Origin of the sequence: Haematobacter sp. (genome assembly GCF_032102465.1) — a bacterium.
Lineage (GTDB): Bacteria > Pseudomonadota > Alphaproteobacteria > Rhodobacterales > Rhodobacteraceae > Haematobacter.
Window position 1 is genome coordinate 1 of sequence record NZ_DAMDHB010000055.1, and the last position, 15,479, is coordinate 15,479.

At 67.7% G+C, this 15,479-nt stretch carries 12 protein-coding genes and 1 pseudogene; 7 read left to right on the top strand and 6 right to left on the bottom strand.

The window, feature by feature from the left end; translation table 11 throughout:
* From RT513_RS19460 to RT513_RS19470, 3 genes and pseudogenes are all read left to right on the top strand, one after another.
* Positions 1–350: pseudogene (locus tag RT513_RS19460) on the top strand (ABC transporter ATP-binding protein); the annotation flags it as partial.
* The gene (locus tag RT513_RS19465) at positions 343–990 is read left to right on the top strand and encodes an ABC transporter ATP-binding protein (protein ID WP_088216523.1); all 648 of its coding nucleotides are present in this window, start codon (positions 343–345) and stop codon (positions 988–990) included. The pseudogene RT513_RS19460 and the gene RT513_RS19465, both read left to right, overlap by 8 nt.
* 39 nt (positions 991–1,029) lie before the next feature.
* The gene (locus tag RT513_RS19470) at positions 1,030–2,355 is read left to right on the top strand and encodes an NAD(P)/FAD-dependent oxidoreductase (protein WP_290685135.1); all 1,326 of its coding nucleotides are present in this window, start codon (positions 1,030–1,032) and stop codon (positions 2,353–2,355) included.
* A gap of 78 nt (positions 2,356–2,433) precedes the next feature.
* On the opposite strand, the gene RT513_RS19475 is transcribed toward RT513_RS19470, so the two are convergent.
* Complete coding sequence (locus tag RT513_RS19475; RefSeq protein ID WP_290685133.1) at positions 2,434–3,900, bottom strand: MFS transporter; 1,467 nt, start codon at positions 3,898–3,900, stop codon at positions 2,434–2,436.
* A 111-nt stretch (positions 3,901–4,011) separates the two neighbouring features.
* On the opposite strand from RT513_RS19475, the gene RT513_RS19480 reads away from it, so the two are divergent.
* A complete protein-coding gene (locus RT513_RS19480; protein ID WP_290685131.1) occupies positions 4,012–4,557 on the top strand; it encodes a TetR/AcrR family transcriptional regulator in 546 nt (181 codons plus the stop codon).
* A gap of 268 nt (positions 4,558–4,825) precedes the next feature.
* Here RT513_RS19480 and RT513_RS19485 read toward each other — a convergent pair whose 3' ends face one another.
* The 3 genes from RT513_RS19485 to RT513_RS19495 form a co-directional block, all read right to left on the bottom strand.
* Positions 4,826–6,094 carry a DUF2254 domain-containing protein gene (locus tag RT513_RS19485; RefSeq protein ID WP_290685129.1) on the bottom strand — a complete coding sequence of 423 codons (1,269 nt, stop codon included), beginning with the start codon at positions 6,092–6,094 and terminating at the stop codon, positions 4,826–4,828.
* Positions 6,095–6,625: 531 nt separating this feature from the next.
* Entirely contained in the window at positions 6,626–7,396 is a 771-nt protein-coding gene (locus RT513_RS19490) for an SDR family NAD(P)-dependent oxidoreductase (RefSeq protein ID WP_290685127.1), read from the bottom strand.
* On the bottom strand, positions 7,389–8,168 hold the full coding sequence (locus RT513_RS19495; RefSeq protein ID WP_290685125.1) for an SDR family NAD(P)-dependent oxidoreductase: 780 nt from the start codon (positions 8,166–8,168) through the stop codon (positions 7,389–7,391). The genes RT513_RS19490 and RT513_RS19495 overlap by 8 nt, the downstream gene beginning before the upstream one ends.
* Before the next feature lie 175 nt (positions 8,169–8,343).
* Here RT513_RS19495 and RT513_RS19500 point away from each other — a divergent pair, with 175 nt between their 5' ends.
* The 3 genes from RT513_RS19500 (at position 8,344) to RT513_RS19510 (ending at position 13,320) form a co-directional block, all read left to right on the top strand.
* Complete coding sequence (locus RT513_RS19500; RefSeq protein ID WP_290685123.1) at positions 8,344–9,237, top strand: helix-turn-helix domain-containing protein; 894 nt, start codon at positions 8,344–8,346, stop codon at positions 9,235–9,237.
* Positions 9,238–9,607: 370 nt separating this feature from the next.
* Complete coding sequence (locus RT513_RS19505; RefSeq protein ID WP_088216530.1) at positions 9,608–10,849, top strand: ABC transporter substrate-binding protein; 1,242 nt, start codon at positions 9,608–9,610, stop codon at positions 10,847–10,849.
* 965 nt (positions 10,850–11,814) lie between these two features.
* Positions 11,815–13,320 carry an MATE family efflux transporter gene (locus tag RT513_RS19510; protein WP_290685121.1) on the top strand — a complete coding sequence of 502 codons (1,506 nt, stop codon included), beginning with the start codon at positions 11,815–11,817 and terminating at the stop codon, positions 13,318–13,320.
* Here RT513_RS19510 and RT513_RS19515 read toward each other — a convergent pair.
* Both RT513_RS19515 and RT513_RS19520 read right to left on the bottom strand, forming a co-directional pair.
* Positions 13,289–13,858, bottom strand: coding sequence for a DedA family protein (locus tag RT513_RS19515; protein WP_088216532.1), 570 nt, complete (start codon positions 13,856–13,858; stop codon positions 13,289–13,291). The genes RT513_RS19510 and RT513_RS19515 overlap by 32 nt on opposite strands.
* Before the next feature lie 53 nt (positions 13,859–13,911).
* A complete protein-coding gene (locus RT513_RS19520; protein WP_290685117.1) occupies positions 13,912–15,282 on the bottom strand; it encodes an FAD-binding oxidoreductase in 1,371 nt (456 codons plus the stop codon).
* Between the last annotated feature and the right edge of the window lie 197 nt (positions 15,283–15,479).

Here is a 15,479-nt window from a genome sequence, read left to right on the forward strand (position 1 = left end):
ACGCGCTTTCCACCGGCATGGCCCGCCGCGTGATTCTGGCCGCGGCCCTGGCGCAGGAGGCCGGGCTGATCGTGGCGGACGAGCCGACGGCGGGGCTCGATCCGCACCACCGCGATGTCATTCTCGACCGGCTCCGCGCAGAGGCGGACCGGGGCGCGGGCGTGCTGCTCATCACGCATGATCTCTCCGCGGCCCTTGCCCGGGCGGACAGTGTCGCGGTGCTGGAAGGGGGGGCGCTGGTCGGGGTGGAACCGGCGCGTGCCTTTGCGGGCGCGGGGGAGGGGCTCTCGCCCGCCGCCCGTCGGCTCTGGTGCGCGCTGCCGGAAAACGGGTTTCTGACCGATGCTTGAAGCCCGCGCCCTCACGCTGTTCCATGGCCGGGCGCTGGTGGTCCGTGGCCTGTCGCTCCGCCTGCCGCCGGGGGGTGTGCTGGGCGTCGAAGGCGCCTCGGGCGCGGGCAAGACGACGCTGGGCCGCGCCCTGGCCGGGTTGCACCCCCCGGCCGGGGGGGAGGTGCTGCTGAACGGCCGCGCGCCGCCGCGGGGTGCGGTCCAGTATCTCCACCCGGAGCCGGGACAGGCGATGAACCCCCGCTGGCGGATCGCCCGGATCGTGGCGGAGGCGGGCAGGCCGGACCCCGCCGTGGCCGCGGCGCTCGGCATCCGGTCCGACTGGGCGGACCGCTTCCCGCACGAGTTGTCGGGAGGGGAGTTGCAGCGCGTCTCCCTGCTCCGCGCGCTGACGGCAGAGCCTGCCTATCTGGTGGCCGATGAGATCACCGCGCCGCTCGACCCGGTGGCGCAGGCGCTCATCTGGCGGGCGCTCCTCTCCATCGCCGCCGCACGCGGGATCGGCATCCTCGCCATCAGCCATGACGCGCCCCTGCTGGACCGGATCGCCGGGGAGCGGCTTTGCCTCCCGCCCCCTGCGACACTGAGGACCGGGGGCGTGGCCCACTACTTTCGTCGCTGTCGACAGCTTTTCTCCTGAACGGTTCTATCTGAAGCCCTCGACCAGCAAGGAGATGGCATGACGACGGGCAGCACAGCGAAGCATCACGTGGTCGTGGTCGGCGGCGGTTTCGGGGGCCTTCAGGCGGTGGTCCGCCTCAAGGGCTCTCCGGTCCGCATCACGCTGATCGACCGGCGCAATCATCACCTGTTTCAGCCGCTGCTCTATCAGGTCGCGACGGCGGCGCTCACCACCTCGGAGATCGCCTGGCCCATCCGCCACCTGCTCCGCGAGCGGAACGAGGTGACGACCCTGCTCGCCGATGTGCAGGGCGTGGATACCCGGTTGCGGGAGGTCATGCTCGATGACGGCAGCCGGGTGGGCTACGATACCCTGATCCTCGCCACCGGGGCACGGCACGCCTATTTCGGCCATGACGAATGGGAAGAGGACGCGCCCGGCCTCAAGACGCTGGAGGATGCGACCACCATCCGGCGACGCTTTCTGCTGGCCTTCGAGCGGGCGGAGCGGGAGGAAGACCCGGCTCGCAGGCGCGCGCTCCTGACCTTTGTGGTGGTGGGCGCGGGGCCGACGGGCGTGGAACTGGCCGGCACCATGGCAGAGGTTGCTCGCAAGACGCTGGAGGGGGAATTCCGCAGCTTCGATCCCGCCTCCGCCCGTATCGTGCTGATCGAAGGGGGGCCGCGGGTGCTCCCCTCCTTCCCGGAGGATCTGTCGGACTATACCATGCGCGCGCTGGAGAAACTGGGGGTGGAGGTGGTGCTGGGCCAGCCGGTGACCGCCTGCGACGCGGAGGGCGTGACATTCGGCGACACCCGCCTGCCCGCCGACACGATCATCTGGGCGGCGGGCGTGCGCGCCTCTCTGGCAGGACAGTGGGTCGGGGCGGAGACGGACCGCGCCGGTCGCGCCAGGGTCGGCCCCGACCTGACGGTGGCGGGACATCCCGAGATCTTCGTGATCGGCGACACCGCCGCGGTCACATCGGACGGCAAGCCCGTGCCGGGCATCGCCCCCGCCGCCAAGCAGCAGGGCGGCTACGTGGCCGATGTGATCGCCGCCCGCCTTCGGGGGCAACCGGCGCCGAAGCCGTTCTCCTACCGTCACGCCGGCAGCCTCGCCACGATCGGCAAGCGGCAGGCGGTGATCGATTTCGGCAAGTGGAAGCTGAAGGGCGCGCTGGCGTGGTGGATCTGGGGCCTTGCGCATATCTATTTCCTGATCGGGGTCAGGAACCGGCTGAGCGTCGCGTTGAGCTGGCTGTGGATCTATCTGCGCAATCAGCGGGGATCACGGCTCATCACCCAGGGCACCGCAACGACCACCACCGCAGGAAACCCCGATCAGGAGGAGCGGGAGGCGAAGGAGCAGGAAGCCCGCTGAACGGGGCTTCCCCGATCCGGGCCGCCTTTGCGGGACACGGCGTGCGAGAGGCGGCATTCCGTGTCGGGCGCCACCCCGTCAGACGTGTCGGATCCGCCAGCGGAGCAGCAGCGCCACGACGCCCATCAGCACAGCCGCCGTCAGCACCACACCGTCAAACGCCATGTCGAAGGCCGCATGTGCCAGCGATATGACCTGCGCCGCCATGTCTGGCTCCAGTTTTTCGGCGAGGATCAGCGCCTCGTCGATGCCGTCGCGCGCCATCTCGGGCACTCCCGCCGGGACCGTCATCATCCGGGTATAGATCGCCGACATCAGCCCACCCAGCATCGCCACGCCAAGCGCGCTGCCCAGCTCGAACGACACCTCCTCGATGGAGGCGGCCATGCCCGCGCGATCCTCCGGGGCGGAGAGCATTATGACGCTGGAGGCCCCTGTCATCGCCGCCCCGAGCCCGAAGCCCAGCACCGCCAGCGCGCCCATCCACAGCCAGCCGGACCCGTAGCTCATCGCAAACAGCCCCAGCCCGAGCGCCGAAAGAAGCAGGGAGAGCCAGAGCACCCGCTCCGCGCCAATGCGCGGCAGGGCAAGTCCGGTCAGCGGCCCCGCGGCAAAGGAGGCGAGCGGGATCGGCAGGATCATCAGCCCCGCCTGCAACGGAGAGAAACCCCGCACAAGCTGCAGATGCTGGCTATAGACCAGCTCCGCGCCGACCAGCACGGCAGAGGCGACCAGCGCGGCGATCACCCCGGCGGAGAACCGGCGGCTGGTCATCAGGCGAAAGTCGATGAGCGGCTGCGGCCGGGCGAGTTGCTGGCGGACGAAATGGGTGAGAACCAGCGCTCCGAACGCCAGCGTCACGCCCGCGGTCAGCAGGGAGGCGTCGGCCCGCGCGATCTCCTTGATACCGTAAACGACCGCGACGATGCCCAGCATGATCTGCACCGACCCGGCCAGATCCCAGGGCCGCGTGCGGTTTCCGGGCCGCCGGGGCAGCAGCAGCGGGCCCGCCAGCAGCGCGACCGCCACCACCGGAACGTTCAACAGGAACACCGACCCCCACCAGAAGTGCTCCAGCAACAGCCCGCCCACGACCGGCCCGAGCGCCGCACCGCCGGAGGCGACAGCGGCCCAGATGCCGATGGCGAAGGCGCGCTCCTTCTCGTCGGTGAAGGTGAGCCGGATCAGTGACAGCGTGGCAGGCATCATCAGCGCCGCGCCCACCGCCAGCCCGACCCTCGCCCCGATCAACAGCCCCGGCGTGGGCGAGAACGCGGCCCAGAGGGAGGCCAGCCCGAAGACCGCCAGCCCCGACAGGAACATCCGCCGGTGGGTCACCCGGTCCCCCAGCGTGCCCAGCCCGGGCAGCAGCCCCGCGACGACCAGCGGATAGGCGTTGACGATCCAGAGCTTCTCTGTCGCCGTGGCGCCCAGATCATGGGTAAGGCGGGGCAGGGCCGTGTGCAGCACCGTCATGTCCACCGAGATGAGGAAAAGCGCGCTGGACAGCAGAGCGAGCACCAGCCAGCGGTTGCGGGGCAACATGAGAAAGATCCTTTTGAAGTCGGCCTGAAGTCGGCAGGTCAGCGAGTCGCAGCCCTTGCCGACCGCGCGCCATTTAAATAAATACGTATGTATTTAAATGGAAGAGGTGAAATGGCCGGACGACCACGAACGATAGACCGCGACAAGGTACTGGACGCGGCAGAGGAGATCGTGATGGCGCAAGGCGCCTCCGGCCTGACCTTCGATGCGCTGGCAAAGGCCGCGGGCATCACCAAGGGCGGGTTGCAATATTGTTTCGGCACCAAGGAAAACCTGATCCGCGCGATGATCTCCCGCTGGTCGGAAGCGTTCGAGGGGGAGGTGACGGCCCTTGCCGGGCCGGACCCCGCGCCGGAGGCACTGATCCGCGCCCATCTCCGCGTGACGGAAGTCGATGAAATCGCCGATCATTCCCGCTCCGCCGCGATGATGACGGCGCTGCTCGAACGGCCCGATCAGGTGGCGTCAAGCCGCGACTGGTATGCAGGCCGCCTGGCGGGGCTGGACCTGTCCCGGCCGGAGGACCGCCGCACCGCAGTCGCCTTCCTTGCGGGTGAGGGGGCTTTCCTGCTCAAGACCCTCGGTCTCGTCAGGTTCAGCGCGCAGGAGTGGACGGCGCTGTTCGCGGATATGCAGAAGCTCACCCAAGGGGAGTGATCGCGGTTCCGCCTGCAGGCTGATGAGGAAGGTTTTCAGCTGTCCGCTGGAGCGGAAATCATTCGCAACCAGACGGACTCCGGGCAGAAATCCACACGTTTCGCGATTTCCAGAGCAGAGACATGTGACTTCAGAGCTTCAGCCGCACGTCAAGGCGGATCGCCTGCCCCCCTCGCATCCATGGACGGGAGAAACGGCGCTGCTCACCGGGCAGGGCGGCAGTCTGACAAGGAACGACGGCGCGCGCCTTATATGACGCCGGCATTCCTCATAGCGCGGAGACACCGCCATATTGCACGGGGAGTTCCCAGGCTTCCCGGCGCCCGGCCTCGAATGCCGTCAGATCGGCGGGATAATGCAGCCCGTCCCGCGCCCGGATCGCGGCCTCGTCTGCTGCGCGGCGAAAGACGGCGGCCTCCTCCATATCGCTGAGCGCGGCCAGAGCGGCCAGCGCCTTCTGCAGCCGGACGGATACTTCCAGCTCCGCTGCATCGCGCAGGATGGGCCGGAAGGCGTCTTCCACGAAATCCTTGACCCAGGGGCAGGCGACATGCAGCCGCTCCGATCCTTTCTCGTCCGTCCTTTCGGTCTGGAGCAGGACGACGAATACCCGCTGGATGGCGTTGATGGTCTCGATCACCGTGCCCGGATCGTTGACGGCGGAGGAGAGCGCCCGGCTCGCGATTTCCGACAGCGCGATGAAGCCGAGCCGCGGGTCATCGCCGAAACTCCGGTGACGCTCCACCGTGAACGACCGTCGCAGGCTCTTGACCGCGGCGTCATCCAGCTTGCCCTCTGCGAACAGCACGGGACGGCGGGGATGGATGTAGGTGCCCGCGATGACCGGCAGGTGCAGCGTCAGATCATGCTCCTCCGCCACCTCGATCAAGCGCGCCGTGTTGACGCGGACGATGGAGCCTGTCTGATCGACGAAGATCGGCTTTGCCGCCTCCGGCACCGGAACTGCCGGAACGCCGCCGAGACAGGGATTGTACGCATGCTTGCGCGCGACGCGCGTGGCCGCCGTCTCCACCCGGTCGATCACGTCGGACATCCGACCGAAGCTGGTGATATGGGCGATCCAGCCCAGCAGCGTCACCGCGATCAGGATGACGACGCCGATCGTGCCGATGAACAGGATGATCCGGCCCTTCTCATCGTAAAACCCCGTCGAAAGAGCGATGATCCCGACGAGGGAGAAGAGAAAGCTGCCGAGAAATGTGGACAGCGCATTCTGCGCGGTCTGATCCTCTATCAACAGCTGGGTGGAGCGTGGCGTGGCAAGGTTGGTCGCGGAAGAATAGGCCGAAACGACGGCGGTCAGCGAAAATGTCGTCACCGCCAGCATGGAGGACGCGAGGATCTGCAGGATATTGCCCACTGAATCCTGTCCGAGATCGGCATTCAGCTCATCGGGCAGAAACGGCCCGAGGTATTTCGCCGCTATCGCCAGCATGACCGCCAGAATGCTGAACGCCGCCGCCCGAAACCAAATACGCCGCGCCAGGCGCGCGAAAAACAACCGCCAGTCGATCATATGCCTTATCCATGTCCCGGCGCTAAGGTGGTGCGGCTGCGGATGAAGTCCATTGCCGCCGGGAGCTAACCCGCTTTCCTGATCCGGCGGCGCGAAATGTATTACATAATACCAACTATTGTGCATGATGCGGTGTCGCTGGGACGCGATAATGTCATCCCCAAGCAAACCGGAAATGGCACTCGCTGGGGGCGTTGAGCCAAGGGAATTCCCGTGTGAGGTGATGATGAGCGAGCACGAACTTCAGCGGATGCCGTTGCCGTTGCCGATGTCGATGCAGGTGGATGCGGGGGTCGGAATTTTGGCGGCAGGCTGGCGTCAGATGTTTCGACTTCCAAAGAGACGGCGCAGTGGCGGTTCGACCCCGACCCCGACCCCGCGGTCAACCGGCAAACACTTTGATCCAGATGGCCAAGGCGGGGCTACGCTCTGATGACCGATCCGGGAGTGCTGAACGGATTTCGGCTCTCCCGTGTCCCGCCCCGAACCGGCTCACCGCGAAAACACCGGCTTCACGGCTCTGGCGGCGTTTCAGTCGGAGGCGTCGCGAAAGTCGCCATAAGCCGTCCAGCCGCCGTCCACCGGCAGGACGGTTCCCGTGATGGCAGAGGCGGCGGGCGAGGTCAGGAAGACCACCGCGGCCGCCACCTCCTCCGGCAGGATGAGCCGCCCGAGCGGGGTTCTGCGCCGGATCGCCTCCATGTCGATACGTCCGTCTGCCGCGAGTTTGCGGACCAGCGCCGTCTCCACGAACGCGGGTGCGACGGCATTGATCCGCACCCCTCGCCCTGCCCATTCACAGGCGATGCTGCGCGTCATCGCCACGATCCCCGCCTTGGCCGCGCCATAGGCATTGCGCTTGGGCAATCCCGTGATCCCCGCGATGGAGGAGAGGTTGACGATCGCGCCCGTGCCGCGCGCCAGCATGCCCCGCCCGATTTCCCGTGTCATCAGGAAGGCGCCTGTCAGGTTCACATCGACCGAACGGCGGAAGGCGGCGGCCGTCTGCTCCAGCGTGGGCAGATGGCTGTCGGCAATGCCCGCATTGTTGACGAGCACATCCACCGGTCCGATGCTCTCCGCAAGGGCCATGACCTGATCCTCGGCCGTCACGTCGCAGGCAACGCCACGATGGTCCGGCCCGAGTTCCGCGGCGCGGGCAACCGCTGCATCGCCGTTCAGGTCGGCGATGACGATGTAGTGGCCCGCCTCCGCCAGTGCCCGCGCGATGGCAAAGCCGATGCCGTCTGCCCCGCCTGTCACGACGGCGCGCCGCTTTGCGACTGCCTGCCCCTCACGCATAGCCGGGCCTCGGCACCAGTCCCATCAGGCTCTGCGACAGACCGCCGTCCACCACGATGTCCTGTCCGCTGACATAGGAGGCGCGGCGGGAGGCAAGGAACAGGGCCACATCCGCCATGTCTTCCGGTCCCGCGATCCGGCGGAGCGGCACCATCTCCTCCCGCCGGGATTTCACCCCGGCATCGGCATAGAACGCGGCGGACATGGGCGTCATCACCAGCCCCGGACTCACGGTGTTGGAGCGCACGCCCCGCGGCCCCCATTCCTGTGCAAGCTGGCGGGAGAGCATGAGCGTGGCTGCCTTGGAGGGCGAATAGGCTCCGGACTGCGGCTGCGGCTGCGTCCCGGCGATGGAGGCAACGTGGACCAGCGCGCCTTCCCCGCGTTGGAGCATTGCGCGACCGAACTCCTGTGCGGCCAGCAGATAGCCCGTGAGGTTGATGCGCAGCATCGCTTCCCAGTCCGCGACGGGCAAATGCTCCAGCGCGCCGGGGCGCAGGATGGCCGCGTTGTTGACCAGCACATCCGCCCCGCCGAGTTCCCGCTCGACCTGCCGCGCGGCACCGGCAACGGCCTCCGGGTCGCCCATGTCACAGGCCAGGGCGAGCACACCGCCAAGCTCCGCCACCGCGCTCTCGGCCGCAGCGCGGTCAATGTCCAGCAGCACGACCCGCGCCCCCTGCCCGGCAAAGGCGGAAACCATCGCCCGCCCGATCCCGCCTGTCGCCCCGGTGACGACGACGACACGGTCCTGCAACCCCAGCCAACTCATCGCCCCGCCTCCGGCGATCGCCGTTGCCCACCACGCTGCTGTTTGCCGTCTGTCATCGCATCCTCCCCCGGATCGGGGGGAAGAATATGCGGGGATGCCGCGCGACCAAATGGACGAACGGCTCTCAATCTTGCACAATTCGCAACGGGGGAAACGGTGTTTCGGGGGGAGCATCATGCCTGACAGGGCAACGACGGTCATACCGCGCTATTATCTTTACGGAGATCAGGGCGCGGATGTCGAAAAGGATTTTCTGCATATCGAGCCCATCCGCGACCGCTCCGGGCCGCATGATTGGACTATTCGACCACATGCCCATCCCGATCACTTCCAGATCCTTCTGCTGACGGCGGGTGGCGGGATGATCCGTGTGGAGGAGAGAAGCCTCGATCTCGTGCCGCCTGCCGTCATTGTCCTGCCGCCCGGCGTCGTGCATGAGATCAGGTTCGAGGAAGGCACGGACGGGCATGTCATCACCGCCGCCCATTCCTTCGTGCAGGCCAGCGCGGTGTCCGACAGGCGGCTGTTCGATGCCGCTCTGCGTGCCGCCGTCTATCCGGTGGAGGGGACCGGCGTCGATCTGGCAGCCTGCAAGGATACCTTCCGCTGGATGCACCGGGAATACATCTGGTCGGCCCCCGGCCGCCATGCGGCGATACAGGCGCTGTTCGCCCGCGCGCTGGTCATGGTGCTCAGACTTTCCGTGGCCCATGATGCCGCATGGGCCGGGGCGCCGGGCCATGACCTTCTGGCCCGTTACCGCGCGCTTCTGGAGATGCATTTCCGCTCGGAGCGTTCGCTGATCTTCTATGCCGAGGCGCTGGCGGTGACGCCCGCGCGCCTGAATGCAGCCTGCCGGGCGCGAAGCGGGCGGACGGCCTCCGCCCTGCTCTACGAACGGCTGATCATCGAGGCGAAACGCTATCTGGTCTATACGGAAAGCACCGTCGCGCAGGTCGGTCACATGATCGGCTTCGACGATCCGGCCTATTTCAACCGCTTCTTCTCGCAGCGCGTGGGCCTGTCTCCCGGCGCGTTCCGGCTGGCGCAGGCGGAGCGGATGACCTAGCAAGCTGCTGAAAAAGCCGGGCGCCTGCCCGGACTTGCGTTCAAATCCGGAAAACCGGTCCGGTCACGGCCCGACCTGCTGTTTCCGCGCGCGCTCCTCGACAATGTGGTGAAGACCTCCGCCCCGGGCCGATCCGGGAGTGTCTTTCCGGCAGCCTCCGAGGCGCAGGTATTCTCCAACCTTTTCCTCCCATCGTCCATTTTCCGCGGCTGTCCGCCGGGTCACTCTGCAGCGGGGAGACAGGGTATGGGCTGCATTTCTGAGCCCGGCCCGCAACATCATTTCACCTTCCGCCATCGTGCGGAGGCATCGGGCGATCGCCCTCCGGTCCCGGGGGTCGACGCGGCCTGACAACGGGGAGGACAGAGAAATGACCATTACCAGACGCACCCTGCTGGGCACCGGAGCTGCGGCGCTGGCGGCGGGGCTTCTGCCCGTCCGCCGCGCCCGGGCGCAGGGCGCGCCGATCCGCATCGGCGTCATCACGGACATGTCGGGTGTCTATCAGGACGTGTCCGGTCCGACGACCGTCGCCTGCGCTCGGCAGGCGGTTGAGGAATTCACCGCCGCCAACCCCTCCATCCCGGTCGAAGTGTTGGTGGCCGATCACCAGAACAAGCCCGACATCGGCCTTTCCATCATCCGGGAATGGTTCGACCGGGGTGGGGTTGACGTGATAACGAACGTCGGCAACTCGGCCGTGGCGCTCGGCGCGATCCCTCAGCTCGAGGAGAAGGACAAGGCCGCCATCATCACCACCGCCGGGTCGTCGGACCTGACGGGCAAGAGCTGCTCCGCACAGCTCGTGCACTGGAGCTGGGACAGCTGGGCGCTGGCGCATTCCACCGCCACATCGACGGTCAACACGGGCGGGACGAAGTGGTTCTTCATCACCGCCGACTATGCCTTCGGCCATGCGGCGGAGGCGGATGCGACCCGTTTCGTAGAGGCGGCGGGCGGCGAAGTGGTGGGTGGCGTCCGCTTCCCCTACGGCTCGACGAGCGACTTCTCCTCCTTCCTGCTGCAGGCGCAAAGCTCCGGCGCGAATACGATCGGGCTGGCCTGCTCCGGCGCGGATCTCATCAACTGCCTGAAACAGGCACAGGAATTCGGCATCCCGCAGTCCGGGGTGAGGATGGCCGCGCTGGTGGGCTTCATCACCGATGTTCTGGGGATGGGGCTGGATGTCGGGCAAGGGCTGTCGCTCACGGAAACCTTCTACTGGGATCTGAACGACCGGACCCGCGCTTTCACCACGCGCGTCAAAGGCAAACTGCCGGAGGGAACCTTCCCCAACATGAGCCAGGCGGGCGATTACGCGGGCGTCATGCACTATCTGAAGGCGGTGAAGGAGATCGGGGTCGAGGCCGCCAAGGCGTCCGGCCGCGCCACGATAGACGCAATGAAAGCCATGCCGACGGATGACGATGCCTTCGGACAAGGCGTGATCCGCGCGGATGGCCGCAAGATCCACCCGGCCTATCTCTTCGAGGTGAAGTCGCCCGCTGCCGTGACCTCCCCGGGCGATGTGTTCACGCTGAAAGCCACGATCCCGGCGGAGGAGGCCTTCCGCCCGATGGCCGAAGGCGGGTGCAAGCTGATACCCGCCTGACCGCTGCTCGGGATCGGCCTGCCGTCCTGTGCGGCAGGCATCGGCGCCCGGTTCCGTTCGGCGGGCAACATACCTCCCGGGTCGCGGTCGGAGGTGAGAGCACCCGGCCACGACCCGTTCTGTGGGGGTCTGCGGCCATGATCTCCTTGCAACCCTGCGGGCCGAACGATCCGCGCTGGTGGCTCCCTGGCAGGCTGCTGAAAAAGCCGGGCAGCTACCCCGGCTTGCGTCGAAAACCGGAAAATCTGTCCGGTCACGCGCCAGAACTTGCGGTTTCCGGGGCGCATCTCAACGGTGTGGGAAAGATTTCCGCCCCGGGGTAGTCATGCAATGCTTTTCAGCAGCCCCTTGGTCTCCCGCAAGCGCTCAATGCCCCCTGCTCCCGGGCGGCGGCTTCCGTCTCCAGCATAGGCCTGTGGACGCAGAGCGCGCCGTGCATCCTGTCATTCCTCAGTCTGAAGGTGTGTTGGAGCTTCATCGTACCGGCGATCGGCAGGGCCGGATTGTCCAACCACGGAACGTGCCTGCTCGGCCGTCGGGCGGAATGGCCCGGCGTGTTGCCATCGCAAGGGTTCTGGGCGTCAAGCCGGGCGTCCTTTCGACGGACGAACCGCTCGGCATGCCGTTACCCAAGGCGGTTTCCAGACTCCATCTTTACCGCAGTGATATGGTCTGAAATCGAGGTGGATTTCAGACCATCAACGCGCTCAGATGAGGGCGTGGTTGCCGAGGAGAACAGCTCCGGCGCATGTCTCTGGCACACACACTCCGCCCGCACGCAGATGCTGGACGGGCTGGCGAACCGGCATGACCCTCGCTTTCCGTCACCCCGAGGGACGCGCTGGAAAAGGAGGTGATGATGCAAGACCCCCTCCCCCGCGGGTGCCGCAGCGCTGGTGGCCGCCAATCCCTCCGCGCCCCGGCTCTTTTCCATGCTATATCCGTCTCGTCAGGGGGAGAGCGGTATGGCGCGACGGGACGAAAAGGGAGCGGCCAGCCCGCTGGTGACAGGCCCCATCGGCACAACGCTCCTGCTCTTTGCGCTGCCCACGCTCGGCTCCTCGGTCCTGCAGTCGGCGAATGGCTCCATCGATGCGGTGTGGGTCGGGCGGCTGCTGGGAGAGGACGCGCTGGCCGCGACCACGAATGGCAACCTTATCATGTTCATGCTGACCGCCTTTGTGTTCGGCTTCGGCATGGCGGCGACGATCCTTGTGGGGCAGTCCTTTGGCCGGGGCGACCTTGACGGCGCGCGGCGCGTGGTCGGCACGGCGCTCGGCACATTCGTGCCGCTGGCGGTGCTGGTTTCGATAGCCGGCTGGTTCTTGGCGCCGCGGCTGCTGGAAGTGCTCGGCACGCAGGAACAGATCACGCCGCTCGCCCGCGATTACCTGCGCGTCACGTTTTTCGCGATGCCGGCGATCCTGATGCAGACCATGCTGATGATGGCGCTCCGCGGCAGCGGCGACGCGATCACTCCGCTGGTCTTCATGGCGCTGTCGGTGGTGCTGGACGTGGTGCTGAACCCGGTTTTCATCCTTGGCCTCGGCCCGGCGCCTGCCATGGGGATCGGCGGCTCGGCCATGGCAACGGCGCTGGCAAACTACATCAGCCTGCTGTCCATGCTGGTCTATATCTATGCGCGCGACCTGCCGCTCCGGCTCCGCGGCGCGGAGCTGAGCTACCTCCGGCCCGCGCCCTCCGTGCTGAAGATCATGCTTCGCAAAGGGTTGCCCATCGGCATCCAGATGATCGTCGTCTCCAGTTCCATGCTGACCATGATGACGCTGGTCAACCGTCTGGGCGTGGATACGACGGCCGCCTTCGGCGCGACCCAGCAGCTCTGGACCTATGTGCAGATGCCGGCCATGGCGCTTGGCGCGGCGGTGAGCGCCATGGCCGCGCAGAATATCGGCGCCGGCCGGTGGGACCGTGTCTCCCGCGTGACGCGGGCGGGGGTGTGGTTCAACATCGTGCTCACGGGCGGGCTGGTCGCGGTGCTGGCGCTGGTGGATGACAGGGCGCTTGGCCTGTTCCTCGGGCCGGACAGCCCGGCCATCCCGATCGGCCAGCATATCGGCGCGCTCGCGACCTGGGGGTTCATCGCCTTCGGCGTTTCCATGGTGCTGTTCGGCACGGTCCGCGCGAACGGGCAGGTTGTCTGGCCGCTCATCATTCTGTTCGTGTCGATGTACCCGGTGCGGATCGGCGTGGCGCTTGGCCTGCGAGGCTGGCTGGGCCCCGATGCGCTGTGGCTGAGCTTCCCGGCGGCGATGGTCTCCACCATGCTGATGGCGACGGCGCTCTACCTCCACGGCGGCTGGCGCAAGGAGGCCGACATGCGGGTCGAGGACGACCTCGCCCTGTCGCAGACCGTCATGATCTCGGAGGCCGCTCCGCCCCACAACCCCTCCGCCCCTGATGCCCCGGCAGTTCCCGTCAGGACGACCGGGAGCGCACCTTCCGCCTGATGAAACGGTGGTAGAGAAAGGCCGCGCCCCCCGCCAGCACCAGCACCAGCACCAGATGCTTCACCACATGCAGCCGGCCGAACGCCGCCTCTATCCCCGTGCCGAACCAGTAGCCCAGCGTCACGAAAAGCCAACCCCAGACAACCGCGGCCAGCGCATTCAGCACCACGAAATGCGAGGCGGGATAATCGGTTGCGCCGATGGCGATCGGGCTGATCGTGCGCATGCCGTAGATGAAGCGGAAGCCGAAGACGAAAGCGGCGGGGTGGCGGTCGAAGATCGCGCGCGCATGCTGAAACCCGGCGCTGCCGGTGAGTTTCCGCACATGGGCGTTGTCCCGCAGGTAGCGCCCCGCCAGAAACCACGCCTGATCGCCCACAAAGGATCCAAGCGCCGCCGCGGCCACGGCTGGCCAGAAGTCCAGCAGCCCCCGATGCACCGCCGCACCGCCGATCATCGTCACCGTCTCGCCCTCCAGCGCCGCACCGGCAAAGAGCGCTGGCAGGCCGTAGTCGGCGATCAGGCTTTCCATCGTCATCCCGCGTCCCCCTTGTCAGTGGTCCCGCCAGTATCCCCCGCCAGTGTCTCCCGTCAGTGTCCCGTAAGCCGATCCGCCAGCGTGGCGAGGCGGGAGGTCCGCGTGACCCCTGCCCGTGCCTCCTGCCGGTCGGCCTGCCGATAGAGCCCATACATGCCCATGACCCCCAGCCAGCGGAGCGGCTCCGGCTCCCACCGGCGCGTGTCGTGGTCAACCCAGGGCAGCCCCGTCCGTTCCGTGCGCCTGTCGAGCAGCAGGTCCGCCAGCGTCCGCCCCGCGAGATTGGTCGTGGAAACGCCAAGGCCCACATAACCGCCCGCCCGCCCCATGCCGCTCTGTGCGTCGAAGGAGACGGCCGCGCACCAGTCGCGCGGCACGCCCAGCACACCACACCACGCATGGTCGAGCCGCAGACCCTTTGTCTGTGGGAGCATGTTGTGCAGGATGCGGCGCAGATCGGCTATGGTCGCGGCCTGCGTCTCACCGCGATGGTCCAGCGCCGAGCCGAAGCGGTAGGGCACGCCCCGCCCGCCCATGGCGATCCGGTTCCCCGCCGTCCGCTGCGCATAGCAATAGGCGTGGGCATTGTCGGCAAGGAGTTCGTGCTCGCGCCAGCCGATCTCCTCCCACAGGGCATCGGGAAGCGGTTCCGTCACCACCAGCGCGCTGTTGAGCGGCAGGAGATCGCGCCGCCGCCCCGGCAGGCGGGGGGTGAAGCCCTCCGTCGCGATGACGATCCGGCCCGCCGTGATCCGCCCGCGATCCGTGGTGACAATCCCCGGCGCGATGGCTGTCACGGCGGTCTGTTCATGGATGGCGACGCCCCTCCGCTCCACCGCCGCCGCAAGGCCGCGCACGAGCTTCGCGGGCTGCACGCGCGCGACCCCATGGGTCACCAGCGCCCCCTCCGCTCCGGCGACCCGGATGCGGGACCGCGCGGCCTCCGCCCCGATGCGGGAGAAGCGCTCCGTCGGCACCTGCCACGCCCGCGCCTCCGCGAGCGAGGCGTCTAGGCGGGAAAGCTGCGCGGGGTTGCAGGCGAAGGTCAGCAGATCGGTCCGGCGGATGTCCGCGGCAATCCCCTCCGCCTCCGCGAGGCGGATCACCTCCTCCACCGTCGCGCGGAGCTGGGCCTCCATCGCGATCACCCCGGGCCGGTCGCGGTAGCGCTCGCGCGACCAGCCGAACTCGCCGGAGCACCAGCCGCCGTTCCGGCCCGAGGCACCGAAGCCCGCGAACTCCTTCTCCACCACCGCGATGGAAAGCCCCGGCTCCGCCGCCTTCAGGTAGTAGGCCGTCCAGAGACCGGTGAACCCCGCGCCGATGATGCAGACATCCACCTGCCGGTCGCCATCAAGCGCCGGTCGTGGGGCGGGTACGCCCCCCGCATCCGCGAACCAGAAGGAAACCTCACCGTTCCGCATGGCACCCGTCCCGCCGGGCAGATACGCCCTGCCGCCCCGGTGCCATCCCGCCCCGGCGCGGGAAGGACCGCCTCCACAGGCCCCCGCGTGCCGTCGCCGGGGGGCTTGGCGAGGGCTTTGCCGCAGGGCTTGCCACCCGTGGGCCGGGATCGCCGGCCGTGAAGGGGTTGGCGCCGCAGGGCATCGGCGTCACGTGG